General features: G+C 43.2%; 29 protein-coding genes. 6 read left to right on the forward strand and 23 right to left on the reverse strand.

Annotated elements, in window-relative coordinates; translation table 11 throughout:
- Positions 1–7: 7 nt before the first annotated feature.
- The 23 genes from nuoL to HMPREF9448_RS10505 form a co-directional block, all read right to left on the reverse strand.
- Complete coding sequence (gene nuoL / locus HMPREF9448_RS10390) at positions 8–1915, reverse strand: NADH-quinone oxidoreductase subunit L (protein WP_008862529.1); 1908 nt, start codon at positions 1913–1915, stop codon at positions 8–10.
- A 5-nt stretch (positions 1916–1920) separates the two neighbouring features.
- Positions 1921–2232, reverse strand: a complete 312-nt coding sequence (gene nuoK / locus HMPREF9448_RS10395) for an NADH-quinone oxidoreductase subunit NuoK (RefSeq protein ID WP_008862530.1) — start codon at positions 2230–2232, stop codon at positions 1921–1923.
- A gap of 6 nt (positions 2233–2238) precedes the next feature.
- Positions 2239–2757, reverse strand: coding sequence for an NADH-quinone oxidoreductase subunit J family protein (locus tag HMPREF9448_RS10400; protein ID WP_008862531.1), 519 nt, complete (start codon positions 2755–2757; stop codon positions 2239–2241).
- 8 nt (positions 2758–2765) lie between these two features.
- Positions 2766–3233 (reverse strand): NuoI/complex I 23 kDa subunit family protein, encoded by a 468-nt coding sequence (locus tag HMPREF9448_RS10405; protein ID WP_008862532.1) that lies wholly within the window; start codon positions 3231–3233, stop codon positions 2766–2768.
- 93 nt (positions 3234–3326) lie between these two features.
- Complete coding sequence (gene atpG, locus HMPREF9448_RS10410) at positions 3327–4211, reverse strand: ATP synthase F1 subunit gamma (protein WP_040296169.1); 885 nt, start codon at positions 4209–4211, stop codon at positions 3327–3329.
- Between the two features lie 3 nt (positions 4212–4214).
- Positions 4215–5792: a F0F1 ATP synthase subunit alpha gene (atpA, locus tag HMPREF9448_RS10415; protein ID WP_008862534.1), complete on the reverse strand. Its 1578-nt coding sequence runs from the start codon at positions 5790–5792 to the stop codon at positions 4215–4217.
- Between the two features lies 1 nt (position 5793).
- Positions 5794–6336 (reverse strand): F0F1 ATP synthase subunit delta, encoded by a 543-nt coding sequence (locus tag HMPREF9448_RS10420; RefSeq protein WP_008862535.1) that lies wholly within the window; start codon positions 6334–6336, stop codon positions 5794–5796.
- 6 nt (positions 6337–6342) lie between these two features.
- Positions 6343–6840 (reverse strand): F0F1 ATP synthase subunit B, encoded by a 498-nt coding sequence (gene atpF / locus HMPREF9448_RS10425; protein ID WP_008862536.1) that lies wholly within the window; start codon positions 6838–6840, stop codon positions 6343–6345.
- Between the two features lie 3 nt (positions 6841–6843).
- Positions 6844–7098 carry an ATP synthase F0 subunit C gene (gene atpE / locus HMPREF9448_RS10430; RefSeq protein ID WP_008862537.1) on the reverse strand — a complete coding sequence of 85 codons (255 nt, stop codon included), beginning with the start codon at positions 7096–7098 and terminating at the stop codon, positions 6844–6846.
- Positions 7099–7124: 26 nt separating this feature from the next.
- A complete protein-coding gene (gene atpB / locus HMPREF9448_RS10435; protein ID WP_008862538.1) occupies positions 7125–8204 on the reverse strand; it encodes a F0F1 ATP synthase subunit A in 1080 nt (359 codons plus the stop codon).
- Positions 8205–8220: 16 nt separating this feature from the next.
- A complete protein-coding gene (gene atpC / locus HMPREF9448_RS10440) occupies positions 8221–8454 on the reverse strand; it encodes an ATP synthase F1 subunit epsilon (protein ID WP_008862539.1) in 234 nt (77 codons plus the stop codon).
- A 14-nt stretch (positions 8455–8468) separates the two neighbouring features.
- Positions 8469–9980 carry a F0F1 ATP synthase subunit beta gene (gene atpD, locus HMPREF9448_RS10445; RefSeq protein WP_008862540.1) on the reverse strand — a complete coding sequence of 504 codons (1512 nt, stop codon included), beginning with the start codon at positions 9978–9980 and terminating at the stop codon, positions 8469–8471.
- A gap of 38 nt (positions 9981–10018) precedes the next feature.
- Positions 10019–11095, reverse strand: coding sequence for an NADH-quinone oxidoreductase subunit NuoH (gene nuoH, locus HMPREF9448_RS10450; RefSeq protein ID WP_008862541.1), 1077 nt, complete (start codon positions 11093–11095; stop codon positions 10019–10021).
- A 33-nt stretch (positions 11096–11128) separates the two neighbouring features.
- Positions 11129–12751 carry an NADH-quinone oxidoreductase subunit D-related protein gene (locus HMPREF9448_RS10455; protein ID WP_008862542.1) on the reverse strand — a complete coding sequence of 541 codons (1623 nt, stop codon included), beginning with the start codon at positions 12749–12751 and terminating at the stop codon, positions 11129–11131.
- 14 nt (positions 12752–12765) lie between these two features.
- Entirely contained in the window at positions 12766–13350 is a 585-nt protein-coding gene (locus HMPREF9448_RS10460) for an NADH-quinone oxidoreductase subunit B (RefSeq protein WP_008862543.1), read from the reverse strand.
- Positions 13341–13691, reverse strand: coding sequence for an NADH-quinone oxidoreductase subunit A (locus HMPREF9448_RS10465; protein WP_008862544.1), 351 nt, complete (start codon positions 13689–13691; stop codon positions 13341–13343). The genes HMPREF9448_RS10460 and HMPREF9448_RS10465 overlap by 10 nt, the downstream gene beginning before the upstream one ends.
- Before the next feature lie 484 nt (positions 13692–14175).
- Positions 14176–15849 (reverse strand): tetratricopeptide repeat protein, encoded by a 1674-nt coding sequence (locus tag HMPREF9448_RS10475; protein ID WP_008862545.1) that lies wholly within the window; start codon positions 15847–15849, stop codon positions 14176–14178.
- Positions 15850–15880: 31 nt separating this feature from the next.
- The gene (locus tag HMPREF9448_RS10480; RefSeq protein WP_008862546.1) at positions 15881–16846 is read right to left on the reverse strand and encodes a PstS family phosphate ABC transporter substrate-binding protein; all 966 of its coding nucleotides are present in this window, start codon (positions 16844–16846) and stop codon (positions 15881–15883) included.
- 8 nt (positions 16847–16854) lie between these two features.
- Positions 16855–17085: a hypothetical protein gene (locus tag HMPREF9448_RS10485; RefSeq protein WP_008862547.1), complete on the reverse strand. Its 231-nt coding sequence runs from the start codon at positions 17083–17085 to the stop codon at positions 16855–16857.
- A 93-nt stretch (positions 17086–17178) separates the two neighbouring features.
- The gene (locus HMPREF9448_RS10490) at positions 17179–17997 is read right to left on the reverse strand and encodes an energy transducer TonB (protein WP_008862548.1); all 819 of its coding nucleotides are present in this window, start codon (positions 17995–17997) and stop codon (positions 17179–17181) included.
- A gap of 25 nt (positions 17998–18022) precedes the next feature.
- Positions 18023–18706 carry a biopolymer transporter ExbD gene (locus tag HMPREF9448_RS10495; protein ID WP_008862549.1) on the reverse strand — a complete coding sequence of 228 codons (684 nt, stop codon included), beginning with the start codon at positions 18704–18706 and terminating at the stop codon, positions 18023–18025.
- Positions 18707–18732: 26 nt separating this feature from the next.
- Positions 18733–19347 carry an ExbD/TolR family protein gene (locus tag HMPREF9448_RS10500; protein WP_008862550.1) on the reverse strand — a complete coding sequence of 205 codons (615 nt, stop codon included), beginning with the start codon at positions 19345–19347 and terminating at the stop codon, positions 18733–18735.
- A 27-nt stretch (positions 19348–19374) separates the two neighbouring features.
- Positions 19375–20184 carry a MotA/TolQ/ExbB proton channel family protein gene (locus HMPREF9448_RS10505; protein WP_008862551.1) on the reverse strand — a complete coding sequence of 270 codons (810 nt, stop codon included), beginning with the start codon at positions 20182–20184 and terminating at the stop codon, positions 19375–19377.
- A gap of 579 nt (positions 20185–20763) precedes the next feature.
- On the opposite strand from HMPREF9448_RS10505, the gene HMPREF9448_RS10515 reads away from it, so the two are divergent.
- The 6 genes from HMPREF9448_RS10515 to nqrF are packed head-to-tail and all read left to right on the forward strand — an operon-like array spanning position 20764 to position 26635.
- Positions 20764–22113, forward strand: a complete 1350-nt coding sequence (locus HMPREF9448_RS10515; protein ID WP_008862552.1) for a Na(+)-translocating NADH-quinone reductase subunit A — start codon at positions 20764–20766, stop codon at positions 22111–22113.
- A 29-nt stretch (positions 22114–22142) separates the two neighbouring features.
- On the forward strand, positions 22143–23360 hold the full coding sequence (locus HMPREF9448_RS10520; RefSeq protein ID WP_008862553.1) for an NADH:ubiquinone reductase (Na(+)-transporting) subunit B: 1218 nt from the start codon (positions 22143–22145) through the stop codon (positions 23358–23360).
- Positions 23361–23368: 8 nt separating this feature from the next.
- Positions 23369–24079, forward strand: coding sequence for an NADH:ubiquinone reductase (Na(+)-transporting) subunit C (gene nqrC, locus HMPREF9448_RS10525; RefSeq protein ID WP_008862554.1), 711 nt, complete (start codon positions 23369–23371; stop codon positions 24077–24079).
- 2 nt (positions 24080–24081) lie between these two features.
- Positions 24082–24702, forward strand: a complete 621-nt coding sequence (locus HMPREF9448_RS10530; RefSeq protein ID WP_008862555.1) for an NADH:ubiquinone reductase (Na(+)-transporting) subunit D — start codon at positions 24082–24084, stop codon at positions 24700–24702.
- 24 nt (positions 24703–24726) lie between these two features.
- Complete coding sequence (nqrE, locus tag HMPREF9448_RS10535) at positions 24727–25341, forward strand: NADH:ubiquinone reductase (Na(+)-transporting) subunit E (protein WP_008862556.1); 615 nt, start codon at positions 24727–24729, stop codon at positions 25339–25341.
- 25 nt (positions 25342–25366) lie between these two features.
- Positions 25367–26635, forward strand: a complete 1269-nt coding sequence (gene nqrF / locus HMPREF9448_RS10540; RefSeq protein ID WP_008862557.1) for an NADH:ubiquinone reductase (Na(+)-transporting) subunit F — start codon at positions 25367–25369, stop codon at positions 26633–26635.
- Positions 26636–26744 lie beyond the last annotated feature (109 nt).

Genomic DNA, 26744 nt, shown 5'->3' on the forward strand with positions numbered 1-26744 from the left:
CCATCAGTTAAAAACACATGGCCAATACGGCGATTAACAATGCACCCATAATGAATACCCATACATACCACTGGATATATCCCGACTGCAACTTGCGTATGCCGTAGGAAACCCCGTTGGTAACGGTCGCCAACATATTCATCGTGCCATCGACGATATGACGATCGAACCATGCGATAGGCCGACAAATTCGCTGGAATATCACTTTATGAGTCACCCACATATAGAGCTCGTCCATATAGAATCGATGATAAGCCGCCGTATGCAAAGCACGGAACTTATCGGCAAGAGCTTTGGGTTTGGTATTTTCCGAGAGGTACATCCATGTAGCCAAAGCGATAGCGGCCACTGCGACTATAATACTTGTAGTCGCTACCGACCAGTCGAGATGTATATGATAGGCTTCGCCGTTTACCGATACGAATTCTCCGAAAGGAATGAATCCGGCAACACACGTAACCAACGCGAGAAATACCAAAGGCAAATACATGGCCGCAGGAGCCTCGTGCGGAGTATGATGTTCGTAAGAAGGTTTGCTCCACCAGAAGATGCGGTAATACAAACGGAACATGTAAAAAGCTGTCAGACCGGCGACAGCCGTCATCCAAACGCCCCAGAACGCACTCTTTTCGAATGCGGCGGTTAAGATTTCGTCTTTACTGAAAAATCCCGAGAACGGAGGAATACCGGCAATAGCCAAACATGCGATAAGGAATGTGATATGAGTCACAGGCATATATTTGCGAAGGTTTCCCATCTCGGACATTTCGTTGGAGTGAACGGCATGGATAATACAACCCGCACCCAAGAAAAGCAGCGCTTTAAACATGGCGTGCGTGAACAAGTGGAACATGGAAGCCATGTAACCGAGTCCGGTGTGCAAATCGACATCGGAGGCAACTCCCAACGCTACCATCATGAAAGCGATCTGAGAAATGGTCGAGAAAGCGAGCACCCGTTTAATATCGGTCTGCACGCACGCAACGACAGCAGCATAAAGAGCGGTAATGGCTCCTACCCATGTAATCAGTTCGAGCACTTCGGGCACGGCACAATACATAGGGAACAACCGGGCTACTAAATAAACACCGGCTACAACCATCGTAGCGGCATGGATAAGCGCCGATACAGGAGTAGGACCTTCCATCGCATCGGGCAACCATATATGCAACGGGAACATAGCCGACTTACCTGCACCTCCCATAAAGATAAGAGCCATAGCCCAAGCGGCTACCGAACAGCCCATAAAGGTCATGCCGGCCGTTTCGCTCACCAATGCCGAAGGATTGGACATCAATGTAGCAAAATCGAAAGTCTCGGTAAAGAACGAGAGGATAAGAATACCGATCAAAAAGCCCAAGTCGGCGAAACGGGTAACGATAAAGGCCTTTTTAGAAGCAGATACAGCCGCCGGCTTAGTATAATAAAATCCGATGAGCAAATAGGAAGAAACACCTACCAACTCCCAGAAAATATACATTTGGAAAATGTTCGTCGCTACCACCAACCCCAACATGGAGAAGCTGAACAACGACAAAAACGCATAATAACGCTGGAACCCTTTTTCTCCATGCATATAGCCCATACTATAAATATGAACCATCAACGACACGGTTGTGATAACAACCAGCATCATCACGGAAATAGGGTCTAATAAAATGCCCAAGTCAATATGTAAATGTTCTGTAAAACGCAACCATTCGAAATTGATCGGCTGCAAGGTGTCGAAAACGCCTTCTGCATTGCGGGGCATGGTAAAATAGTTGAACGCCACTACATAAGCCAAAACGGCAGCTACCGACAATCCGATTGTTCCCAATATCCCGGCAACACGTTCGCTCAACTTATGCCCCACAAGTCCCAAAAACAGGAACATGCAAAGCGGAAGTAAAAGTATTATAACTGAATATTCCATATCGATCAATATTTCATTTTATCAAGGTTACGCACTTCAACATTCCGTATATGACGGAAAATATTGATAATGATCGCAATGGCAAGCGCTGTCTCGGCAGCGGCGATGCCTATTGCAAAGAGGGTGAAAAAGAATCCCTCCAATGCCTCGGGATAAAGGTAACGGTTAAACACCACAAAATTGATATCCACCGCATTCAGCATCAATTCAAGGGAAATGAGCATAGCCAGCATATTTTTACGTGTGACGAACCCGTAAACTCCGGCAAAAAACATGATGGTACTTACCACCAAATAGGCAATCATTGGTATTTCCATAGTCTCTTATCTTTTACGGGCAATCATAATGCCACCGATGATACAAGCCAATAACAACACACTGACAGCTTCGAAAGGCAACAGATACTGAAACTTATCCATACCCATAAGAGCATGCCCTATTTCTTTCATATCTACCTCTCCGGTAATTACGCTGGTAAGCGGTTTCGTGAAAAACGGATAAGTAAATAATGTATATCCGCACACGATTGCACCGAATATCGAAGCAATAAGACCTACTACACGTTTTTTAGGTGTCAACAATTCCGATTTGTCTCCCGGGTGACTCGTCAACAAGATAGAGAAGACGAACAAGACTACGATACCACCGGCATAAACGGCCAATTGCACGGCTCCTAAAAATGTATAGTCAAGCTGGAAATAGATACCCGCCGTCGCAAAAAGCACAAACAGAAGGTAAGTAGCCGCCCGCAATATGCGCCGCGTGGTTACCGTAAGAATCGAACAAACCACGATGACCAATGCAAGCAAGCCGAAGATAACTTGATTTGCTATTTGTTCCATAATGTTAATCAATTATTTTCTGTTGGGTTATCGGTACGATTCAGTTGTTTCACCAACTTCTCACGCGTATAAACGGCATGCTCAAACTCGTTTGTAAATTTGATGGCATGGTGAGGACATGTAGTCACACACAATTGACAAAAGGTACAACTACCCAAATCATACACATATTTATCTAACACTCGTTTCGTCTTACCATCTTCGGTGGTAATTTTCGAAGCCTCGATTTTGATTGTCCCATTCGGGCAATTCATCTGACAAATACCGCACGCAATGCACTTGTGCTGTCCGTTTTCGTCATAAATCAAAGTTAACGTACCTCTGAAACGCTCGGGGATTTTCAATGTAGCCCTATTCTCAGGGTACTGTTCGGTAACTTTCCGGCTGAAAAAATACTTACCGGTAACCCCCATTCCTTTAAGAAGGCTCAGTAATCCTTTCCAGAAAGATGTGATGTAATTTTTAAAACTTCCCATAAATTTCTTTATAGAACTCTTCTATTTTTATTAGTTAACACTATGGTTTATTTCGTTCATAAAAAAGAGCTTGGTTCTTCAAGCCCCTTGATTTCAATCTACTTTTCCTCCGATAATATCCAACAATTCGGACGTAATACTCTGCTGACGCAGTTTATTATATTCCAATTGCAGTTCGTCCAACAATTCTTTCGCATTATCGTTCGCCGACTGCATGGCCATCACCCGAGCCGCCTGTTCTGACACCCGATTGGAACAGATAGCCTCCTGCATACTCGACAGAACATAAAGCGGTAATACCTCATTATAGATCGTATTCACATCGGGCTCGAACAAATAAGGTTTATTACGCTCGACTTTTTCACCCGTCGCCAAATCATCGGCGGCAATCGGCAATAATTGACGAGTCGCTAAAATCTGTTTGCTCGCGCTTTTATAATGAGTATATACAACTTCCACGCAATCGACTTTTCCGGCAATAAACTCCCGCGTCAATTCTCCGGTAAAACGGGCGATATCCTCGACAGAGCTTTTAGCGGTCATCTCATCGGCAGTAACAATCTCGACATTATCTCCCACAAGTTTTTGAGCGAATTTAGAGGCTTTCTTTCCAATCGGATAAACAACAAACATGACTGGATTTTCGGTCTCTGCCATTCGTGCCTGATTGATAATTTCGAGCGTGCGTTTAAAAAGATTCATATTAAATGCGCCACACAATCCCTCGTCCGAGCTGAGCAAAACAATCGCCCTCCGCTTTACGGGACGAATCTCGGTAAGCGGAGAACTATATTCAGCATCAGCCGAAATAAGGTGATCGATGGTGTTTTGAATCTGATCCCTGAAAGGCCGTACACGACGCAAAGCCGACTCGGCCTTATGCATCTTGGCCGATGAAATCATCTTCATCGCACCGGTTATTTTTTCGGAAGAAGCGACCGAACCGATTCTTCCTTTTAAGTCGCGCATTGATGCCATAGTTTATGCCTTAAATCGATTAGCAACCTCTTCGGCAACTTCGGTCATGAGAGCAGCAATCTTGTCGTCAAGATGTCCTGCACGCAATTCGTCCATCACTTCGTGGCTATATTTTGATTTCAATATTTGCAAATACAATTTTTCAAACTCGGCTACCTTGTCCATCGGGACATTGTGCAACAATCCCTGTGTACCGCAATATATAATAGCGATTTCCTCTTCCACGGGAACCGGCGAATACTGAGGCTGTATAAGAATACGTTCGTTCTTACGCCCTTTATCGATTGTCATGGCCGTCACAGGATCGACATCGCCACCGAATTTCGTAAACGATTCGAGCTCACGGAACTGAGCTTGATCTATTTTCAATGTACCGGCAATCTTCTTCATGGCTTTTACCTGAGCGTTACCTCCTACACGGGAAACAGAGATACCCACGTTGATAGCCGGACGTACCCCTTGGTTAAACAATGCCGTTTCCAAGAATATCTGTCCGTCGGTAATCGAAATCACGTTCGTAGGGATATAAGCCGAAACGTCTCCGGCCTGTGTCTCGATAATAGGCAAAGCCGTCAAAGATCCGCCACCTTTCACCATCGGTTTCATCACCTCGGGCAAATCGTTCATCGAAGAAGCAACCTCGTCATTATTGATAATCTTAGCAGCCCTTTCGAGCAAACGGGAGTGCAAATAGAATATATCGCCCGGATAGGCCTCACGACCGGAAGGACGACGAAGAATCAACGAAATTTCACGATAGGAAACCGCCTGCTTCGATAAGTCGTCATAAATTACCAATGCATGACGCCCGCTATCCCGGAAGTACTCCCCGATAGCAGCCCCCGCAAAAGGCGCATAATAACGCATAGCAGCCGAATCGGAAGCGTTCGCTGCCAAAACGACCGTATAATCGAGCGCTCCGTGCTCTTTCAATGTATTCACCAACGCAGCCACAGAAGAAGCCTTCTGACCGATAGCTACGTAAATACAATACAAGGGGTTACCGTTTTTATAATTATCTCGTTGATTGATAATCGTATCGATGGCGATAGCCGTTTTCCCGATTTGACGGTCGCCGATGATCAACTCTCTCTGTCCACGGCCGATAGGAACCATAGAGTCTATCGCCTTGATACCGGTCTGCAAAGGCTCGTTCACCGGCTGACGGAAAATAACACCCGGAGCCTTACGTTCAAGAGGCAATCGAATCAAATCACCCTGAATGGGACCGGCCCCGTCAATGGGTTCACCCAACGTATTGATGACCCGCCCTAGCAATCCTTCGCCAACAGGAAGAGAGGCGATCTCTCCCGTACGACGAGCCGTCATATTTTCGGTAACCTTATCGACATTATCGAGCAAAATGACACCCACATTGCTCTCTTCGAGGTTCATCGCAACTCCGTGCACTCCATTCTCAAACTCGATAAGTTCGCTTGACCGCACATTTTCGAGTCCATAGACATGAGCCACCCCATCACCCACTTCGAGAACAGTACCCACTTCCTCGAAATTGATTTTGGAATCGACTTCATCGAGTTGCTTTTTTAAAATATCCGATATTTCACTGGGTTTAATCATATCATTTGCTGTTTAGCAATTTCAAACGCAATTTCTTTAATTCACTATTTACCGAAGCATCTAATTGCATCGAATCCACCCGTAAAATAAATCCGCCGATGATAGAAGGATCTATTTCATAAACGAATTCCAACGTCTTATCCGTTTGCTTTTTCATGAGATCACCTATACGGTCGAGAACTTCCTTATCCAAAGCAACAGCAGTTGTTATCGTAACACGAGCTATATGATTAGCTCGCCGGTAAATATCCTGATAAGCCAAAGCAATGGCTCTTGCAAACGTTTCGCGACGGTTCCTAATCACTAACTGAACAAAACGGAGAAGATAATCGTCGGGCTTTTCACCGAAAGCCGATGACAATACCCGCACCTTATCCGCAGCAGAGAGAGCCGGGTTACTCAGTGCCTTAGACAACTCGGTATGAGTTGCAAAAGCTGCATCAAGCCGTTTCATCTCTTCGTAAATAGGAGCGGCCACATGATGCTCCTGAGCATATTTATAAAGAGCTTTCGCATATCGGCTCGGTATTAACCCTTCGTTCATATCCTATTAGTTTTGATTCTCAATTTCATTCAACAGTTTGTCGATCATTTCGACCTGCGTTTTGTCATCAGAAAGTTGCTTACGCATCATTTTTTCTGCAATTTGCAGGGCAAACTCGCTTACCTCGCGGCGGAATTGAAGTTCCGACTCTTTTCGAGCTTGCTCGATCGACACGGCCGCAGCGTCCATTACTTTCTTCGCCTCTACCGATGCTGCCTGACGAGCCTCCTCTATGATATGAGTTTTCATCTGGGCAGCTTCGTGCAGAATCTCCATCTGTTGTTTCTGCGCTTCGACCAAAAGAGCTTTGGCATCCGCTTGTGCGTTGTCTAATTGCGCTTTTGCCTCTTGTGCATACTCAACCCCCTTATCGATAAGCTCGGCACGTTCGTCGAGACTGCGGATAATATAGGGCCAAGCAAACTTCGCAAGAATGGCAAAAAGGATGACGAAGACAACGAACATCCAAAATACCAAGCCGAATTCGGGCGTGAACAGTTCCATATCTTAGAGGAATAATGACATCACGCAAACAATCACAGCGAACAATGCAACACCTTCTACAAGAGCGGCAATCACGATCATGTTGCTTCGGATATCACCGCTGGCTTCGGGCTGACGAGCTATGGCATCCATCGCCGATGAACCGATCTTACCAATACCAATACCTGCTGCAATAGCGGCGATACCAGCGCCGATACAGGCGCCCAACTTAGCCAGACTTGCACCGGCTGCTGCTTGTAATAAAATCATTCCTAACATAATGTTTGTTGTTTAGAGATTATACATTATTTTATTTCTTCCACTTTTCCTTCATGATGCCCATCGACTTGTGCCAAAGCTATGAACAGAGTCGAAAGCATGGTAAACACATAGGCTTGAATAAACGATACCAACGTATCTATAAGCAACATAAACAAAGAGAACAACACCGATACGACTGTCGTTGCCCCTATAACAACCGCTCCGAATGCTCCAAAAATGAAAATGAGCGATATAAGCGACAATATAATCATATGCCCGCCCATCATATTGGCAAACAAACGCACCATCAAAGCCGCCGGTTTGGTAAATATTCCGAACACCTCGATCAAGGGCATGATAGGTAACGGAAACTTCAACCACAACGGTACATCGGGCCAAAATATTTCTTTCCAATATTCTTTTGTTCCACGCACATTTACTACGATAAATGTACACAAAGCAAGAACCATAGTAACGGCTATATTACCCGTCAAATTAGCGCCCCCGGGGAAAATTACGATCAGCCCTAACAGGTTCATCAAAAGGATAAAGAAAAATACGGTCAATAAATAAGGGGCAAAACGAGGTGCTTTATCGCCCAATGTGCTTTTTATCACGCCCGTATAAACGAACTCGATAAGAAATTCTATGGCTCCTACACCTTTTTTAGGGGCTTTAAAACGTTTCTTTCTATACCAATGAGCCACCGAAAGCACACACCACCCGCAAATGAAAGCCGCTATAATCAACGCCAACACATTTTTGGTAATCGACAAATCGAGCGGACGATAACGATTTCCCCGATCATCGACACTCTCGACCTTTCCTTTATTCGGGCCGTCCTGAGCGACATAAAAACCTTCATAAGTCTGCCCGTGTTCAAGCCGATGCGACCCGAATATTTTCCAATCGCCCTTATAATCCCGCACGATAACCGGAAGTGGGATTTTATGCTCATGCGAGAAAGGTAATTCCCAACCATAGCCATCGAGCAGGTGCTCAAAAATTGTCTCTTTCGGGTCAAAGGCCTTTTCTCCTTCATCATCGGCCTTCTCCTGTGCCGACAGCGGGAACGAAAATACCGTTAACAAAAAAGCGACTATGTATGCGATTTGTTTTCTCATCTCTTTTTTACTCCAATTACCGTACACAAACTGCTACACGATTATTATCCACATCGACAAACCCGCCACCGACGGATACCGAGTGCCGCTCACCGGCCGTTACATACTCAATGGTACCGGCATCGAGCGTAGAAATCAACGATGCATGATTTTCAAGAACTGTAAACGAACCTTTTGCTCCCGGCAGGGTAACCGATTCGACTTCTCCTTTAAAAAGGATTTGTTCCGAAGATATAATTTCAAGTACCATAATTCTCGTTTTTATTAGTGAGCGGTCTTCGCTTGTTCTAACAACTTCTTACCTTTGGCAATGGCCTCGTCTATTGTACCCACGTTCAAGAATGCTTGTTCGGGATATTCGTCCATCTCGCCGTTAAGAATCATCTTAAACCCGCGGATAGTCTCTTCCAACGGAACCATCACACCTTGAAGACCGGTAAACTGCTCGGCCACGTGGAAAGGTTGCGACAAAAACCGCTGTGCCCGACGAGCACGATTCACCACCAGTTTGTCTTCGTCCGACAACTCATCGACACCCAAAATGGCGATAATATCCTGCAATTCGTTATAATGCTGTAAAAGCTGTTTTACACCCTGAGCGACCTGATAGTGTTCCTCGCCTACAATATTCGGATCGAGGATTCGGGACGTAGACTCCAACGGATCCACGGCCGGATAGATACCTAACTCAGAAATCTTACGGCTCAATACCGTCGTAGCATCCAAAAAGCTAAATGTAGTCGCCGGAGCCGGGTCGGTCAAGTCATCGGCCGGTACATAAATGGCCTGTACCGATGTAATAGATCCCTGCTTCGTAGACGTAATACGTTCTTGCAACTTACCCATCTCGGAAGCCAAAGTAGGTTGATATCCCACGGCAGAAGGCATACGACCCAACAATGCCGAAACTTCGGATCCCGCCTGAGTGAAACGGAATATATTGTCAATAAACAATAGTATCTCTTTACCTCCGCCATCGGAATCACGGAACTGTTCGGCAACAGTCAACCCAGACAAAGCGACACGCAGACGGGCTCCCGGCGGTTCGTTCATCTGACCGAACACCAACGTTGCCTGCGATTCATTCACTTTCTCCATATCGACATCACGCAGATTCCACTCGCCCCGTTCCATGCCTTCTTTGAATTTATCGCCGTACGACATAACTCCCGACTCGATCATCTCACGTAAAAGGTCGTTACCTTCACGGGTACGTTCCCCCACTCCGGTAAACACCGAAAAACCGTTGTGCCCTTTGGCTATATTGTTGATAAGTTCCATAATCAATACGGTCTTACCAACACCTGCCCCTCCGAACAAACCGATCTTTCCACCTTTCGAATACGGTTCGAGTAAATCGATCACCTTGATTCCCGTATAAAGCATCTCGGTACTGATAGAGAGGTCGTCGAAAGCCGGAGCCTCCTGATGAATCGATTTTAATTCGGTATAATCCAATGCAGGAAGGTGGTCGATCGTTTCACCGATGACATTCATCAACCGACCTTTCACTTGCGAACCGGTAGGCATCGATAACGGTCTTTGCAAGTCGATAGCCTTCATACCCCGTTTCAGTCCATCGGTAGAATCCATCGCTACACAACGCACCGTATTTTCACCGATATGTTGTTCTACCTCGACAATCAGCTCTGCCCCGTTCTCTCGTTCGATTTTAAGAGCGGCATATATGGGAGGTACTTCATTGCCTTCGCCTTCAAAAGCGACATCGACAACCGGCCCGATGACCTGCGTGATATATCCAAATTTATCTGCCATAACTTTACCTCTATTATCAGTATTATATTTTTAATTCATTAAAAGTGCAATCCGTAAATCACAATAAGCACCATAATAAAGAGATTAATCAAGTTCAAAGGTAATAAATATTTCCATTCGAGCCGCAATAATTGGTCTATTCTCAAACGGGGGAATGTCCACTTGAACCAAATAATCACAAACGAAACAAGTATCGCTTTTCCAAAGAACCAAATCACAGACGGAATATAATCCATAATATGGTTAAAACCTTCCCAACCCGGTATGTGGAATGGCATCCAACCTCCCAAGAAAAGCAATGTAGCCATACCCGACACAATAAACAGATTCAAATACTCAGCCAAGTAGAAAAATCCGAAATGAATACCCGAATATTCTGTGTGGTATCCGGCTGTCAACTCGCTCTCGGCTTCGGGCAAGTCGAACGGACCACGATTGGTCTCGGCCGTACCGGCAACCAAATAAATCAAAAATGAGACTATCGCCGGGATATGACCTGTAAACAAGAACCAACCGTTAGTCTGAGCTTCTACTATACCGGTTATCGACATTGTTCCAGCAAAGACGACCATCGTCAATACAGACAACCCAATCGAAAGTTCGTAACTCACCATTTGAGCACCGCTTCGAATAGCACCGATAAGTGTAAATTTATTGTTACTGGACCAACCGGCCAACAAAATACCCAACACTCCTATGGACGAAACGGCGATCAGGAAGAACACGCCGATATTAAAATCGATAACTTGTAATCCTCTTCCAAAAGGCAAACAACCAAAGGCCAACATGGAAGCGACGATTACCAAATAAGGAGCTAAATTAAATAAGAACTTATCGATATGATTCAAAGTAATCAACTCCTTAATCAATATCTTGAACATATCGGCAACACTCTGAATAATACCATAAGGACCTACACGATTCGGACCCAAACGGCATTGGAAAAAGGCACATACCTTACGCTCAAAATATATATAGAACAATGCCAAAACTGCATACAACAGCAGCAACGCAACGCCTACCAATACAAATTCAACAAGTAAAGCTCCCCAACCGGGCATTACACTTCTCAACAAATTATCAATCCAGTGGGTAACTATCGAAAAGTCGAACATAACTTATTCTTTAATTTATTTTTTATTACTAAATTATCTGTCCATATCGGGGATTACATAGTCAAGCGACCCTCCGATAGCAATCAAATCGGCGATCTTTCCATTGCGACACATTGGATCGAGACCAGCGACCAGCGGCAAGCATGCCGAATTTATCTTCAAACGATAGGGATTCTTATCTCCATGACTTTCGATAAAAATACCCAACGGACCACGACTGGCCTCTACTTGGCGGAAATAACGGCCTTCGGGCAGCTTGATAATAGGCTTCATCTTAACGGCATAATCACCCTCGGGGATATTGTCGATCAATTGCTCTATGATATGTATAGATTCCAATATTTCATCTAAGCGTACCATGTAACGGGCAAAAACATCTCCCTCCGTACGGATAACCTGATTAAATTCCACCTTGTCATACATTGCATACGGGTGATTCTTACGCACGTCGCAAGCCCAACCCGAAGCACGCCCCGACGGTCCCGCAATTCCATACGAAATAGCATCCTCGCGAGAAAGAACTCCCACTCCTTTCATACGTTGTTGGGCAATGACATTACCGGTAAACAACGTGTGGTACTCTTTCAACTTAGCCGGCATATAGGCACAAAACTCTTTGACCTTACGCTGGAAATCGGGGTGTAAATCGGCCATCAAACCTCCAATCGTATAGTAATTGAAAGTCATACGCGCACCACACGTTTCCTCAAATATATCGAGAATCTTCTCTCTATCGCGGAAACCATAGAAGAATGCTGTCGTTCCTCCCAAGTCCATACAGAATGTAGACCAGAATAACAAGTGCGAAGAAATACGCATCAACTCGTCCATGATCGTACGTATATACTGTGCACGTGCGGGCACTTCTACTTGCAAGGCATCTTCTATACAAAGACAGACTGCATGCCGGTTCTGCTGAGCGGATAAATAATCGAGACGATCGGCGAAGTGAAGAGTCTGAGGATAGGTAAGAGACTCACATAGTTTCTCTATTCCCCTATGTACATAACCGCAATACACATCGATTTTTTTAACCGTCTCGCCATCGAGAGAGGTACGTAAACGCAACACACCATGAGTCGCAGGATGTTGAGGACCGATATTTACCACGAATTCCTGAGGAGAAAATATCGTATTCGTCCGTTCTTCGAGCTTTCCATCTTCCGTTTCGACAACGGAGTGTGTGACATCATCGACAGACTCATGCTCCAATCGGATAGGATTCAATTCAGGGTCTGCATTATAATCTTTTCGGAAAGGATACCCCACCCAGTCGTTTCGCAAAAACAGCCGGCGCATATCGGGGTGGTTGATGAAACGGATTCCAAAAAAATCATAGACTTCACGTTCGTATAAATTCGCGGATTTCCAAATATCCGAAACAGAATGAAGCAGAGGATTCTCTCTATCTGCGGTCTCTATTTTAACCGAAACTTGTGAATTATCGACGGTAGAAGTCAAATAGTAGACACAACCCACGGTCTCACCCCAGTCCATGCCCACAATAGAAACCAAATAATCAAAGTGCAGTTGATTATGCAAATAAAGCGCTAAATCATGCCACTTGGCATCAGGAACCGACACTTCCAAAATAGTCCCTTCCACGAAGGTAGCCTCCGGCAGAAAACTACTTATTTCTTGCTGTATGTTTGCCATATAGGTAACTTATATTATTTTCCGAATACTTTCTCTCGCTTTTCTTGACGATTGACTCCGCCAAAGAATTTCTCGACTTTTACCTTACGTTGTAATTGCATCAAACCGTAAAACATAGCCTCGGGACGAGGAGGACACCCCGGTATATACACATCGACCGGAAGAATCTCATCTACACCTTTCAACACGTGATACGAATTTTTAAACGGTCCGCCCGAAACGGCACATCCACCGACAGCTACCACATATTTCGGTTCGGCCAACTGGTCATACAAACGTTTAAGAACGGGAGCCATACGATGTACAATCGTACCGGCTACCATTACAAAATCGGCCTGACGCGGACTGGCACGGGCTACTTCAAACCCGAAACGGGCCATATCGTACCGCGCTGCGCCGAGCGACATGAACTCGATACCACAGCAACTTGTCGCAAAGGTAAGCGGCCACAAAGAGTTAGACCGCCCCCAGTTAATAAGTTCGTCCAAGCATCCCACCACCACATTGGTATGAGAGGCTTTGAGCTCATCAACAAGATGTTCAATATATTCATTGTCTTTGAAGTCTTCATACTTCATCGATTTAATTTTCACTTCCATTCGAGTGCTCCTTTCTTCCATGCATATACCAGTCCTAAAACAAGTATAACCATGAAAAATAAAATATTAAATAATCCGGCTACACCTAAATCTTTCAATATAACCGCCCACGGGAACAAGAATACCGTTTCTACGTCGAACATCAAATACAGAATGGCAAACAAGTAGTAACCTACTTTGAACTGCATCCAAGATTCGCCGCGCGATGGGATACCACACTCATAAGCCTCACCTTTCTGTGGGTTGAACGAGCGAGGCGAAATAAGCCCTGCAATCAACAAAGCCGCGCCCACCAACGCTAATCCGGTAATCAATACAACTACAAATAGTGCAGAATTCATACGTTAATTTAGTTTGTATTTATTTTTATTCTTTTCTCCAAATGACAAAGCCCTATATTGCTAAAACAACAATACAAGGCCCGATCGTCTATAAATAAAAAATCTTTCTCTTTTTATAAGAAAAAGAAATACGACATCGCTCCATTCCGGTATTAGTCTCGCGATCTGATATTGTCTTATTCCATATAGAACCAAACATACGATTTCTTTTCTTTCTTAGTCAAGGATTTATACAACGGACAATTTATTTTCCGAACGATGAATATCACCCCAAAATCCTTTGTTTCACTGCAAATTATTCTTCGAAAAATTTTGTCGCACAAATATACAAATTTTATTTCCAACAAAAGCCTCACGTTAGACTCTTTTTTATTTTTAATCTGCAATTCCGGACAAATTATTCTGCTTTTGGAACACCTTCTCAAAAAAAATTGCGCGACAAAAATAGTTTGTCGCGCAATGAATACATTCAAAAAAATTCCTATTACAACGAATCGAGAGTTTTAAGAGCTTCGAGAATCTCTGTATTACCCGGATCCAATTCCAGCATCTTGTTCCAATAATCTTTTGTAGCCGCGATAGCCTCGTTTTTCTTGGCCGGATTGGTGGTTTGCAGATAATTATAATATCCCAAATATTTATAAGCCTCGATATAAACACGTTTTGTAGCAGCTTTCTCCTTATTGGAAGGATCTTGATCCAAAACAGTCAAAGTCTCTTCATACAAAGGTTTGGCCAACCCTTCTTTCAATTCAGGGTCACGCACTGCGGCCGCACGGGAGCGCCACAAATATCCCCGATAATCCGTCGAAGAACGCTCTACCACAACTTGGAACATAGTATCTGCTTTCAACAAATACATATTCATCAACTCCACGCTATCTTGTGCAGCTTGGCCTGCACTATAACAAATTTGACCGAGCAAATAATAGTCCATGACACGTTGATTATTCACCGTATCGGCATTCATATACTTCTCATAAGTATCGATTGCCTTTACATAATCTTTATTACGCTCATAGGTGTCGCTCAAAACTTTAAGAATATCCGTACGGGTATTATCCAGTTCATAAGCTTTTTCATATTGAGCAACGGCTTCTCCATACTTCTTTTGTTTAGATAAAATATCGCCATACGTCATGTAATCGCGCGCCGTAAACACATTGTCACCCGGATTCATTCCCAAGAACTCGATTGCAGCCTGTTCTGCGGCCTCAAAATTCCCCAATTCATAATTATCGTACATAACGATACGACGAATAACAAAGTTTTGAGGATCATGAGATAAAATATCTTTTGCAAGTTCCAACGACTCATCAAAACGTTTGCCATAGAACAACAGAGTAGCCAACCGGGGACGGTCTGTTTGGAAATGGTTGGGGTTCTGCATATACTTCTCATAAGCCTCGGCAGCCTTTGTATATTGAGAATTCTTATAATACGCTTCGGCCATCTCACGTTGTGCAATAGCAGAATTAGGAGCGATAGTTTGTAACTCTTCCAACTTTTGAATGGCCAATGTCGGATTTATATCGAAATAAATATGCGAGTATTTCACATACGCTTCGATACAATTAGGGTCGAAATAAATCGCATTTTCATACCGTCCACAAGCATCACCATACTGCTGTTGGTTTACCAAGACATCGCCCTCAAACATAAAATAATCGGGAAACTTCTTGTCTGCTTTATAAGACTTCTTCATATACTCCTCATAACCCGGAGTCCCAGTCTCATAATATGCTTTGGCAATTGCCAAATTAAGACCGGCATCCTTCTTATTTTTTCCTTTAAGCGCTTCTTTGAAATATTTTTCAGCCACTTTTTCAGCTTGTTCCTTATCTGCACTTCCATTCAATGCGAGCTTACCTTGACCGACGAGATTATAAGCGAACAAAGGATCGGCTTCAAGACCTTTCTTATAGTACTCTGCGGCAGCCGTATAGTCCTTGTTGACAAACGCTATCTCTCCCAAATAGTAATAAGATTCTGCTTTATTCGTTCCTGCATCATCAAGGGTGCGTTCAAGCAAAATTTTTGCCCGATCGGGTTGACCCGCTTTAAAATACTCTATTCCATCAGTATAGCTGGCAGCAAAAGCAGTGAAACTGCCGGCAGCAAGAAACAGTGAAAAAAATAATTTAAGACTTGATTTCATTGATATATTTTTAAATTAATAATTTTCTTACTTAAAAAGCATCGGTAATGCTTACATCTCTTTTTAACGCAATATTAGTTTGCCACGGTACAATACCGGTCTTAAAAATTATTAACTGCCCTCTTTGAGAAGACACAAACTTAATAAAGCCGGTAGGCAATCCATTCCGAGGATCCGTTGTAATCATGTAAATAGGCCGAGTCAACGGATAATCTCCCGACGCTATATAATATTGATAGGGTTTATAGGGTTTAAATCCCGGAGCTTTACGCACAGCCATTACTTTTACGACATCGGTAAACGAAGTATTGGTCGAGTCTGCTTTATTCCCAATCCAGCTTGCTCCTATTACCCCTATCGCATTAGGTGTTTGAGCCACATAATCGATCACAGCCTGATTGGATTTTTGGGCAAACAAACCTTTATACAGAGGTTTTCCCTCGCAAAGAGAATCTATGGCATAACGCATAGAACTGGAACCTTGATTGTCGAATACAAAATGAAGGTCTCCCAACGTAGATCCCGGATAAATCTGGCTCCATTTCGTGACCTCTCCTGTTACGATCTTTCGCAAATCATCTACCGAAATTATATCATTCTTGTTAGATTTATTCACAATAAAAGCAATGCCGTCTAAGGCGATTTGCACGGTGCGCACCTTTAACCGGCGGGATTTAAAAGAATCTTCTTCTTTCGGGGATAACGGACGGGTGGCAATAGCCAACCGCACACTATCTTGCAAAAGCATATTCAAGGCTTCCGATTCACTTACATAATAAGGAATAATCGAAGCCTTCGGGTAAGCTGCTTCAAATACCATGATTTCTTGCTCCATAATCGGCTCGAAGCTTTCGTCACAGCTGATATCTATCACACCCGACGTGATGGTCTCCTTAACCTTTTGTCCCTCTTTTTCCTCATTCTGGCAAGATGAACACGAAGACAAAGCAGACGCGGCTACAAAAATTGCGACTGGAAGTAATATTAGCTTATTCATAATTCGTTTTATTTCATTCCAACAAACAATCTATATCCTCTGAATACTCCATATACGGCAAATACACCGCCCATAATATAGCGTACTATATCGTATAAATTGGAAAACAATGAAGTAAATAACAGCAAATAGGCCATACCTAAATAAATAGCTATCATAATCATGCCGAAAACGACATTCATACCCAAGCGGTTCTTCTTTTCCGTATCATCGTTGTAATGGCCATACTTTTCTTCCATAATCGAACTTTTTAAAATACCCGCAACCTAAAATCTATGATAATAGGCTGCGAGTACTATATTTCACGAATCTCTTCTTAAACAAACAAGAGATTACAAAAGTTTAAATACAACAGGCAGTGTAAAATAAACTGGCACATTATTACCGTTTTGTTTACCCGGAATCCATTTAGGCATACTCTTCACTACTCGAATAGCCTCCTTATCACAAGTAGGATCCAAACTACGCAAAACCGTAACATTATCAATCGTTCCTGTCTTCGAAACAACGAAACGCAAAATAACACGACCCTGAATACCGTTTTCCTGAGCTATAACCGGATATTTGAGGTTATCACGAATAAACTTCATCAACTCGGTCTCTCCACCCGGGAAAGTAGGCATCTGTTCTACTGCCTCGTAGGGCTTTTCTTCCTCTACGACAGGCTCGGCGATTACTTCACGGAAATCAGCGATATCCTGTCCGTGTTCTTCGTCATTACCTTTCACATCGGCAATAGAAATATTCACTTTGGATTGTGTCAATTCATCTTGCGATTTCAATTCTTCTTCATCAGACACTTCCTCGTCTTTCTTAATGACAGGTGCAGTAAACTTAATGGAGCTCTTCAACGGAGGGGGTGGAGGAGTTTCAACCAACGGTTGAACTTCTTGTTTCTCTACCTCGGCCTCTGGCAATTGTGTCATCTCCACAACTACTGTTGTCTCTTCTTCAACTTCTCCGAACTTAAATGACTCGACAATATAGGGAAGTACGAAAGCAAATGCAACCACACAGATTACGCCAACGGTAGCCCATGTATATCGCTTCGGCGAGTTAACCCGTAAAAGATACCCTCCAAATGCTTTGTTTTTTCCCTCAAAAACTAAATCGCACCATTCTTTCGAAGTTAAATCTACGTTCTTTGACATTTCTCTTCTTTTTTAATGTGTACTATTAGTTCTTTTTACTGGTGTCTATCTGATCGGAAAGAGCACCCTTCTTCTCATAATTCTCCATCAGGAACAAATCGCCCTCTGTGATGTCAACGATAGCATACTTACCGATACTGCAAATGATCATCTCATCAAGAGCATCGATCAAATTGCGGTAAGTCGCGCCGTTCTTTCCTTCTTCATCGGGCAATTTCGCTTTAATCATGACCACCGGAGCACCTTTGGCTTTTTTGGCATCTACGACCAACGAGTCAAAAACTTCTTCACTGATCTCCTCGCGTTTTTTACGTTCCTTCAAATCTTTCACCTTGGCAACAACTTCTTTGTTACGATCAAGGAGCAAGGCTCTGATACCATCGGCATTATAAGATGTCTCGATCAACGAAGTGTAATCTTCATACTGGGGCTCACCCAAATAATAGAATACCCTGTCATTATCGCCCAAGAGGATTGTGATAGCCTCCGAAGCCTTCACCTTATTCTGCTCTTCTTCTGTTACCTTATCGTTGGTAGGCATACTGATTTCCATCGTCTGCGGTTTACTCAACGTAGTACAAAACATGAAGAAGGTTATCAAAAGCATGTTCATATCAACCATGGGGGTAAAGTCCACATGGATTTTCATTTTCTTCTGTTGACCTTTCTTTCCGCCTTTACCCGAGTCTTTTACTTCTACTTCTGCCATAATTTTTCTTTCCTTTCATGACTTGGTTATTGTTCTTCTTCTGCGGGTAAAGTCTTCAACGATGTAAGCAGATTGTAACGGTTTTCTTTGATATCCTGCAACGAAGACATCACGTTTTTGATTTTGTCATACGGTGTAGCCTGGTCGGCTTTGATGGCAATCTTCAAATCGCGATTTGCTTTTCGTGCAGCACGCACCCATTCTTTAAACTCGTTATTGGCGCTATCGCACGGGATACCATAATTTTTCAAAGTTTGATCCTGAATATCGGATTTCAAATCCAAGAATCCCGGCATTTGTTTGATAGGCACACCAAACGAATTTGCCAATCTGAACTTATTTATTTGCTCTGGAGTAAACGGTACTCCGTACATACTACTCATTGCGTTCAATACATTCACCCTATCCTCTTGTTTGTCGAGGCTGATAAAGATTTTCCCGGACGGTTCAACCAACACCTGCAGAACATTAATTTCTGGGATTTTGATTTCAGATACCGAAGATGGGGTACTCACTTGCACAGGCTCTTTCTGAACGAAGGTCGATGTCAGCATGAAGAAAGTAAGCAGAAGCACGGTAACGTCACTCATCGCTGTCATGTCGATGAGCGTACTCTTCCTTTTTACTTTTACTTTAGCCATATAATGGTCCTTTCGATTTTATGCCGATTACTTGTGAGTAGCAGCGAACGTGTTAACAATACAGAAACCTACCTCATCGATAGCGTAGGTAACATTATCAATTTTGTTAGAGAAATAGTTATATGAAATAACAGCCAAAGCACCGGTTGCAATACCGAAAGCAGTGTTCACAAGTGCCTCCGAAATACCTGTCGACAAAGCCACAGAGTCAGGAGCACCGGCGGTAGCCAAAGCTTGGAACGATTTGATCATACCCAACACAGTACCAAGAAGTCCGACCAAAGTACCCAGCGTCGTCATAGTCGCTACGATAGGCAAATTCTGTTGCATGGAAGGCATTTCAAGAGCAGCGGCTTCTTCCAATTGTTTTTTGATAGCCTCGATTTTTTGTTCTTTCGACAAAGTATCGTCTTTTTCAACTTCGCTATATTTAATCAAAGCCGAAGAAACAACACTTGCAACGGTTCCACGTTGTTTGTCGCAAAGAGCCTGAGCACCGGCGATGTCGCCTTTTTCCAAAGCAGCTTTCACGGCAGCGATAAACTTATTGGTATTTCCTTTTCCTTTTACGCTAAGCATAGCGATGAAACGTTCTACCGAAAGAACAATCACAGTCAATAACAAAGTTTGAAGAATAGGTACGATAAAACCTCCTTTATAAATTGTACCTAACAAGTTCAGAGGATGTCCTCCGGCAGGATCTCCACCTTCAAAGTTTTCAGGAGCACCAAGTACTTGGGTAAATACTACCAAAGCAACGATAAAACAGATAATAATTACAATAAACGCGTTTTTAATACCGCGCACTTTGTTTTTTTTAGCCTTTTTAGCTTCCATAATTAAATAAAATCTAAGTGTTTGTATTAGTTATTTTAAAATTAGTATCCAATCCTTTGTAACTTCCTATATCAGTATCTCCACTCATTGTGTTTCCACCCTCTATAAGAAACGCATCTATTTTCACAATATTATATGCAAAGAAACAAGTATAAAAATTTAGCACTTTACATGCACCTTTCCTTTCTCTTTCTTCGCATTCGTGCGTCAAATGTAGCACATTATTTCCATACAAAAAAAATAATTCGCTTTTTTTTACGAACGCAACACCCCGTCCAAACAGGCCTGACGGCCTACCCCTTCACACGTTATAAAATATAAATTTCACTCATATCCTTTTATTTTATACTATAATAGTAAAAGAGAAAGCCAATAGACTTTGCTCCTCAAACAGAAAAAACACACGAGTTTTTAATTTTAAAATAACATTATTTAATCCATTTACAGGGATTCCAGCAGAACAAAAAAGATAAAATTCAATTAGTACGAGCTCTCAGAAAAAAATGAGGCAAAGATTCTATCAACGAATCGAAAAGAATTGTAATTTTGCGACAAAATTCATTTTCTACAAATATCAATATGGATCATGTAGTCAAAATAAAGAAAGGACTTGATATTCAATTAGAAGGAATTCCAAGCCCTAAAATATCTAATACACCGGATAGTCAGCTATACGCCATTATTCCCGACGATTTTGTAGGTTTGACTCCCAAAGTAATTGTTAAACCCGGAGAAAAAGTCTTAACCGGTTCTCCGGTCATACACGATAAAACGCACCCGAATATCGTCGTAACCTCGCCTGTCAGTGGTGAAATTGTAACAATAGAGCGAGGAGAAAGGCGAAAAGTCATAAAAATAACCATTAAGCCGGATGCCTCTCAACAAGCCTTAGAGTTCGGAAGGTTCGATCTCGAAAACATGGACAGCTCCGAAATCAAAGATTTATTGTTGAAATCGGGTATTTTCGCTTTTATAAAACAACGGCCTTACGATATCGTAGCAAATCCCGATACCACTCCTCGCGACATATTCGTTACGGCATTCGACTCCGCTCCTTTGGCTCCCGATTATGCCTTCATTCTCAAAGAAGAAAAGCAACACTTCGAAACCGGATTAAAAGCGTTAAATAAACTCACAAGCGGAAAAGTTTACGTAGGCATATCACAAAGACAACCCATAGACGTAAAAAATGCTACGTCTGTTATATTCGACGGACCGCATCCTGCTGGAAACGTAGGTATACAAATCAATCATATCGCTCCAATCGATAAAGGAGACACAGTATGGACGATGAGCGCTCTCGACGTACTCTTCATAGGAAGACTATTCGACAAAGGCATCGCCGACTTTTCTCGCATAGTCGCCGTTACAGGCTCAGAAATAGACGACCCGCACTACGTACGCACCCGTATAGGTGCATCCATCGCTTCCATCACACAAGGTATGGTAAAAGCGGTCGAATACGAACAACGCTATATCAGCGGAAATGTATTGACGGGGGTTAAAACCGATGCAGACGGTTACATCGGAGCTACCCATTCTCAAATAACGGTAATCCCCGAAGGAAACAATTACGACGAATTTTTAGGTTGGGCTTCTCTCAATCCCCATAAATATAGCACGAGTCACTCTTATTTTTCTTGGCTATTGGGGAAAAAGAAAAAATACACCATCGATGCCAGAATAAGGGGCGGAGAACGAGCCATTATCATGTCGGACGAATACGACCGGGTTTTCCCGATGGACATCTACCCGGAGTATCTTATCAAAGCCATTTTAGCATTCGATATCGATAAAATGGAAAACTTGGGTATCTACGAAGTCGCCCCGGAAGATTTTGCGCTTTGCGAATTTGTCGATACGTCGAAGCTCGAATTACAAAAAATCGTGCGCGACGGTCTCGACAGACTTATGAAGGAAATGAACTAATTCAGTAACAACATTAATACAAAACAACCTTGAAAGCTTTAAAGAATTATATAGACAAAATCAAGCCTCATTTTGAACCGGGAGGAAAATTGTCTATGTTCCAATCTGTGTTCGAAGGGTTTGAATCATTCCTTTTTGTTCCCAACACCACATCACGATCCGGTGTTCACATTCATGACAGTATAGACTCTAAACGAACGATGATTGTCGTTATCATCGCTTTATTGCCTGCAATGCTATTCGGCATGTATAACGTAGGCTATCAACATTACTTGTCGATAGGAGAATTGGCTAGCACCTCATTCTGGTCAATATTCTTCTTCGGCTTTTTGGCAGTTTTACCCAAAATCGTCGTAGCATACGTAGTTGGATTGGGAATAGAGTTTACCGCCGCCCAAATACGGCATCATGAAATACAAGAAGGATTCCTCGTTTCGGGCATGCTCATTCCCATGATCGTACCAGTAGATACACCCTTGTGGATGATCGCCGTCGCGACTGCCTTTGCCGTAATCTTCGCAAAAGAGGTATTCGGAGGTACGGGAATGAATATTTTCAATATAGCGTTGGTAACAAGGGCATTCCTCTTCTTCGCTTATCCATCAAAAATGTCCGGTGACGAAGTCTTTATCCGCACGAGCGATACATTCGGATTAGGAGCCGGTCAAATAGTAGAAGGTTTTTCGGGGGCTACCCCTCTCGGACAAGCCGCTACCCATTCAGGAGGGCCACTCCAACTAACCGATATATTGGGAAATCCCCTTTCCTTGAATGACATGTTCCTCGGATTTATACCCGGTTCCATAGGAGAGACTTCAACATTAGCCATACTCATCGGTGGAGCCATACTGCTAATTACCGGGATAGCCAGTTGGAGAGTCATGCTCTCTGTTTTTGCAGGAGGCATTTTCATGAGCTACATTTGTAACTGGTTCGCCAACCCCGACATTTATCCGGCAGCACAGCTTTCGCCGGCCTGTCAAATATGTTTGGGAGGATTTGCATTCGCCGCCGTATTCATGGCTACCGACCCCGTAACCGGGTCAAGGACTAATACAGGGAAATATATATTCGGATTTTTAGTCGGCGTATTAGCGATTTTAATCCGGGTATTCAATACCGGATACCCCGAAGGCGCCATGCTGGCAGTCCTGCTCATGAACGCTTTTGCTCCTCTCATAGATTACTTCGTAGTCGAAGCCAACATTCGCCACAGACTCAAACGAGCAAAAAACTTGACAAAATAAAAACAGCTATGAATAAACAAGGTAATACATACACAATTATTTATACCTCGGTCATGGTTATTGCCGTAGCTTTTATTTTGGCCTTTGCAGCGATAGGACTAAAACCTGCACAGGAACGAAACATCGCTATTGACAAGATGAGCCAAATACTCAACTCCGTAAACATCGCATCGACACCCGAGAACGCTCAGGAGTTATACGGAAAATATATCGACGATTCTTTTATAATCAATTCGAAAGGCGAATTGGCAAAAGGGGAATCTTTCTCGATAAACATTGCAGATCAACTGAAACTGCCTGAAAATCGACAAACCTTGCCCGTATTCATCTACACCGACAATAACGAGTCTCCCAAATACATTATCCCTCTTTCCGGTAGCGGGCTATGGGGACCCATTTGGGGATACATATCGGTAGAAAACGATGGCAATACGGTTTATGGTGCTTATTTCGCTCATCAAGGCGAAACCCCGGGTCTCGGAGCCGAAATAGAAAAACCTCAGTTTCAAGAACAGTTTCAAGGGAAACACTTTTTCATAGACGGCAATTTTACCTCCATCGCTGTTGAAAAAGCAGGACAAAAGCCCCAAAACGGAGCCGACTATGTCGATGCTGTTTCAGGAGGGACAATCACAAGTAAAGGAGTACAAACCATGCTTCAAAAATGTGTAAAGCCTTATGCCAAATTTTTAGAATCGCTTAATTCAAAGAATATATAACCATGTTGTCAAAAAAGAACAAAGAGATTCTCTTAGGCCCCCTTTCCAAGAATAACCCGGTTATCGTACAAATATTAGGTATTTGCTCGGCATTAGCCGTCACGGCTAAACTCGAACCGGCTCTTGTTATGGCAGTATCGGTTACCGCCGTGGTCGCATTTGCCAACGTCATCATCTCGTTACTGCGAAACACGATACCCAACAGTATCCGCATCATCGTTCAATTAGTCGTCGTCGCCGCACTGGTAATTATCGTAGACCAAATTCTCAAAGCCTATATGTACCAAGTGAGCAAACAGCTCTCGGTGTTCGTGGGACTTATCATTACCAACTGCATCCTCATGGGTCGTCTCGAAGCCTTCGCTCTGAGTCATAAACCGTGGGAGTCGTTCTTAGACGGTATAGGAAATGGAATAGGATACGGAATCATATTAGTCATAGTCGCCTTTTTCAGAGAACTGCTAGGTTCGGGTACGCTATTCGGATATCCGGTCATACCTCAACAATTATACGATTGGGGCTATCAGAACAACGGTTTAATGATACTTCCGCCTATGGCCCTTATTACCGTAGCTTGTATCATTTGGGTACACCGTTCTCGAAATAAAGATTTGCAACAATAAGAAACAGAGATAAGATAACTATATATGGAAAATTTAAATCTGTTCGTCAAGTCTATTTTTATAGACAATATGATATTTGCCTACTTCCTCGGTATGTGTTCCTATTTGGCCGTATCGAAGAATGTAAAAACAGCCTTTGGACTGGGTATCGCCGTGACCTTTGTACTAGCAATTACTTTGCCGGTCAATTATCTGTTAGAGACCTATGTTTTGAAAGCTGGCGCTTTGAAATGGTTAGGAGCCGAATACGCTCAACTCGATTTGAGCTTCCTGAGCCTAATCATGTTTATCGCTATTATTGCCTCGATGGTACAATTGGTCGAAATGTTCGTAGAAAAATATTCACCCTCCCTATACGCCTCCTTAGGAATATTCCTGCCGCTGATTGCTGTAAACTGCGCCATATTGGGAGGCTCGCTATTCATGCAACAACGCAACTTCCCCTCTGTTACGAGCGCGACCGTTTACGGGATAGGTTCTGGAATAGGCTGGATGCTCGCCATCGTATGCTTAGCGGCCATTCGAGAAAAATTAAGTTATTCAAACATACCGGCTCCATTGCGAGGTATAGGTATCACATTTATCATTACAGGACTAATGGGTATCGCCTTTATGAGCTTTTTAGGAATTAAACTTTAAAACGATGTTATTAGAAATAAGTTCAATGACAAGTACTATCATATCGAGTATCGTTTTATTCTTGGGTGTATCGATACTTTTAGTCGTGATACTGCTCGTTGCAAAAAAATATCTTGTCCCGTCGGGGAAAGCGACAATCACCATCAATAACGACAAGCAAATCGAAGTCGAAACAGGGAGCAGTTTACTAAGCACGCTATCTAATGAAAAAATATTCCTGCCGTCGGCGTGCGGAGGCGGAGGCTCATGTGCCCAATGCCGTTGTCAGGTATTGGAAGGCGGGGGAGAAATTTTACCGACAGAACAAGTACACTTCTCCCGGAAACAACAACTGAACCATTGGCGGCTGGGCTGTCAGGTGAAAGTGAAAAACGACATGAAAATAATCGTTCCCGAATCGGTATTAGGTGTAAAAGAATGGGAATGTGAAGTGATTTCAAATAAAAACGTAGCGACTTTCATCAAGGAATTTATCGTTGCCCTGCCACCCGGAGAACACATGAATTTTATTCCGGGCTCTTATGCTCAAATCAAAATTCCCGCCTACACGATGGACTATGACAAAGATATCGATAAAAGCCTCATCGGAGATGAATACTTGCCTTCATGGGAAAAATTCGGGTTATTCGGATTGAAATGTAAAAACACGGAACCTACGATTCGCGCCTATTCTATGGCAAACTATCCGGCAGAAGGAGATCGAATCATGTTGACGGTGCGTATCGCCACACCACCGTTCAAACCGAAACCGCAGGTGGGCTTCCAAGATGTGATGCCGGGTATCGCCTCGTCATATATCTTTACGCTGAAACCGGGAGACAAAGTTATCATGAGCGGCCCTTACGGCGATTTCCACCCCATATTCGACTCCAAAAACGAAATGATGTGGATAGGCGGAGGTGCAGGTATGGCTCCATTGCGGTCACAAATCATGCACATGACCAAGACGCTTCATACGACCGACCGGAAGATGTCTTATTTCTACGGAGCCCGAGCATTAAACGAAGTATTCTACCTACAAGATTTCTTGGATCTGGAAAAAGAGTTCCCCAACTTCTCTTTCCATTTGGCACTCGACCGCCCCGATCCCGCAGCCGATGCGGCAGGAGTTAAATACACGCCGGGATTCGTTCATCAAGTTATATACAATACCTATCTGAAAGACCATGAGGCCCCGGAAGATATAGAATATTACATGTGTGGCCCCGGCCCGATGTCCAAAGCCGTAGAAAAAATGCTATGGGATTTGGGTGTACCGGAAGAAAATCTGATGTACGACAACTTCGGAGGGTAATAAATCACCCGACAGATATTGAAAAGCAGGCAGGAAAATCGATTGATTTTCCTGCCTGCTTTTTATCGTATAATCACCAGATAGACACATAAACGACCGACTCCCACCT

This window comes from Barnesiella intestinihominis YIT 11860, assembly GCF_000296465.1.
GTDB classification, from domain to species: domain Bacteria; phylum Bacteroidota; class Bacteroidia; order Bacteroidales; family Barnesiellaceae; genus Barnesiella; species Barnesiella intestinihominis.

Excerpts from the sequence above, each read along its gene's own strand:
- nuoL (WP_008862529.1), bottom strand. The coding sequence starts at position 1,915 with ATGGAATATTCAGTTATAATACTTTTACTTCCGCTTTGCATGTTCCTG.
- nuoK (WP_008862530.1), bottom strand. The coding sequence starts at position 2,232 with ATGGAAATACCAATGATTGCCTATTTGGTGGTAAGTACCATCATGTTT.
- HMPREF9448_RS10400 (WP_008862531.1), bottom strand. The coding sequence starts at position 2,757 with ATGGAACAAATAGCAAATCAAGTTATCTTCGGCTTGCTTGCATTGGTC.
- HMPREF9448_RS10405 (WP_008862532.1), bottom strand. The coding sequence starts at position 3,233 with ATGGGAAGTTTTAAAAATTACATCACATCTTTCTGGAAAGGATTACTG.
- atpG (WP_040296169.1), bottom strand. The coding sequence starts at position 4,211 with ATGGCATCAATGCGCGACTTAAAAGGAAGAATCGGTTCGGTCGCTTCT.
- atpA (WP_008862534.1), bottom strand. The coding sequence starts at position 5,792 with ATGATTAAACCCAGTGAAATATCGGATATTTTAAAAAAGCAACTCGAT.
- HMPREF9448_RS10420 (WP_008862535.1), bottom strand. The coding sequence starts at position 6,336 with ATGAACGAAGGGTTAATACCGAGCCGATATGCGAAAGCTCTTTATAAA.
- atpF (WP_008862536.1), bottom strand. The coding sequence starts at position 6,840 with ATGGAACTGTTCACGCCCGAATTCGGCTTGGTATTTTGGATGTTCGTT.
- atpE (WP_008862537.1), bottom strand. The coding sequence starts at position 7,098 with ATGTTAGGAATGATTTTATTACAAGCAGCAGCCGGTGCAAGTCTGGCT.
- atpB (WP_008862538.1), bottom strand. The coding sequence starts at position 8,204 with ATGAGAAAACAAATCGCATACATAGTCGCTTTTTTGTTAACGGTATTT.
- atpC (WP_008862539.1), bottom strand. The coding sequence starts at position 8,454 with ATGGTACTTGAAATTATATCTTCGGAACAAATCCTTTTTAAAGGAGAA.
- atpD (WP_008862540.1), bottom strand. The coding sequence starts at position 9,980 with ATGGCAGATAAATTTGGATATATCACGCAGGTCATCGGGCCGGTTGTC.
- nuoH (WP_008862541.1), bottom strand. The coding sequence starts at position 11,095 with ATGTTCGACTTTTCGATAGTTACCCACTGGATTGATAATTTGTTGAGA.
- HMPREF9448_RS10455 (WP_008862542.1), bottom strand. The coding sequence starts at position 12,751 with ATGGCAAACATACAGCAAGAAATAAGTAGTTTTCTGCCGGAGGCTACC.
- HMPREF9448_RS10460 (WP_008862543.1), bottom strand. The coding sequence starts at position 13,350 with ATGGAAGTGAAAATTAAATCGATGAAGTATGAAGACTTCAAAGACAAT.
- HMPREF9448_RS10465 (WP_008862544.1), bottom strand. The coding sequence starts at position 13,691 with ATGAATTCTGCACTATTTGTAGTTGTATTGATTACCGGATTAGCGTTG.
- HMPREF9448_RS10475 (WP_008862545.1), bottom strand. The coding sequence starts at position 15,849 with ATGAAATCAAGTCTTAAATTATTTTTTTCACTGTTTCTTGCTGCCGGC.
- HMPREF9448_RS10480 (WP_008862546.1), bottom strand. The coding sequence starts at position 16,846 with ATGAATAAGCTAATATTACTTCCAGTCGCAATTTTTGTAGCCGCGTCT.
- HMPREF9448_RS10485 (WP_008862547.1), bottom strand. The coding sequence starts at position 17,085 with ATGGAAGAAAAGTATGGCCATTACAACGATGATACGGAAAAGAAGAAC.
- HMPREF9448_RS10490 (WP_008862548.1), bottom strand. The coding sequence starts at position 17,997 with ATGTCAAAGAACGTAGATTTAACTTCGAAAGAATGGTGCGATTTAGTT.
- HMPREF9448_RS10495 (WP_008862549.1), bottom strand. The coding sequence starts at position 18,706 with ATGGCAGAAGTAGAAGTAAAAGACTCGGGTAAAGGCGGAAAGAAAGGT.
- HMPREF9448_RS10500 (WP_008862550.1), bottom strand. The coding sequence starts at position 19,347 with ATGGCTAAAGTAAAAGTAAAAAGGAAGAGTACGCTCATCGACATGACA.
- HMPREF9448_RS10505 (WP_008862551.1), bottom strand. The coding sequence starts at position 20,184 with ATGGAAGCTAAAAAGGCTAAAAAAAACAAAGTGCGCGGTATTAAAAAC.
- HMPREF9448_RS10515 (WP_008862552.1), top strand. The coding sequence starts at position 20,764 with ATGGATCATGTAGTCAAAATAAAGAAAGGACTTGATATTCAATTAGAA.
- nqrC (WP_008862554.1), top strand. The coding sequence starts at position 23,369 with ATGAATAAACAAGGTAATACATACACAATTATTTATACCTCGGTCATG.
- HMPREF9448_RS10530 (WP_008862555.1), top strand. The coding sequence starts at position 24,082 with ATGTTGTCAAAAAAGAACAAAGAGATTCTCTTAGGCCCCCTTTCCAAG.
- nqrE (WP_008862556.1), top strand. The coding sequence starts at position 24,727 with ATGGAAAATTTAAATCTGTTCGTCAAGTCTATTTTTATAGACAATATG.
- nqrF (WP_008862557.1), top strand. The coding sequence starts at position 25,367 with ATGACAAGTACTATCATATCGAGTATCGTTTTATTCTTGGGTGTATCG.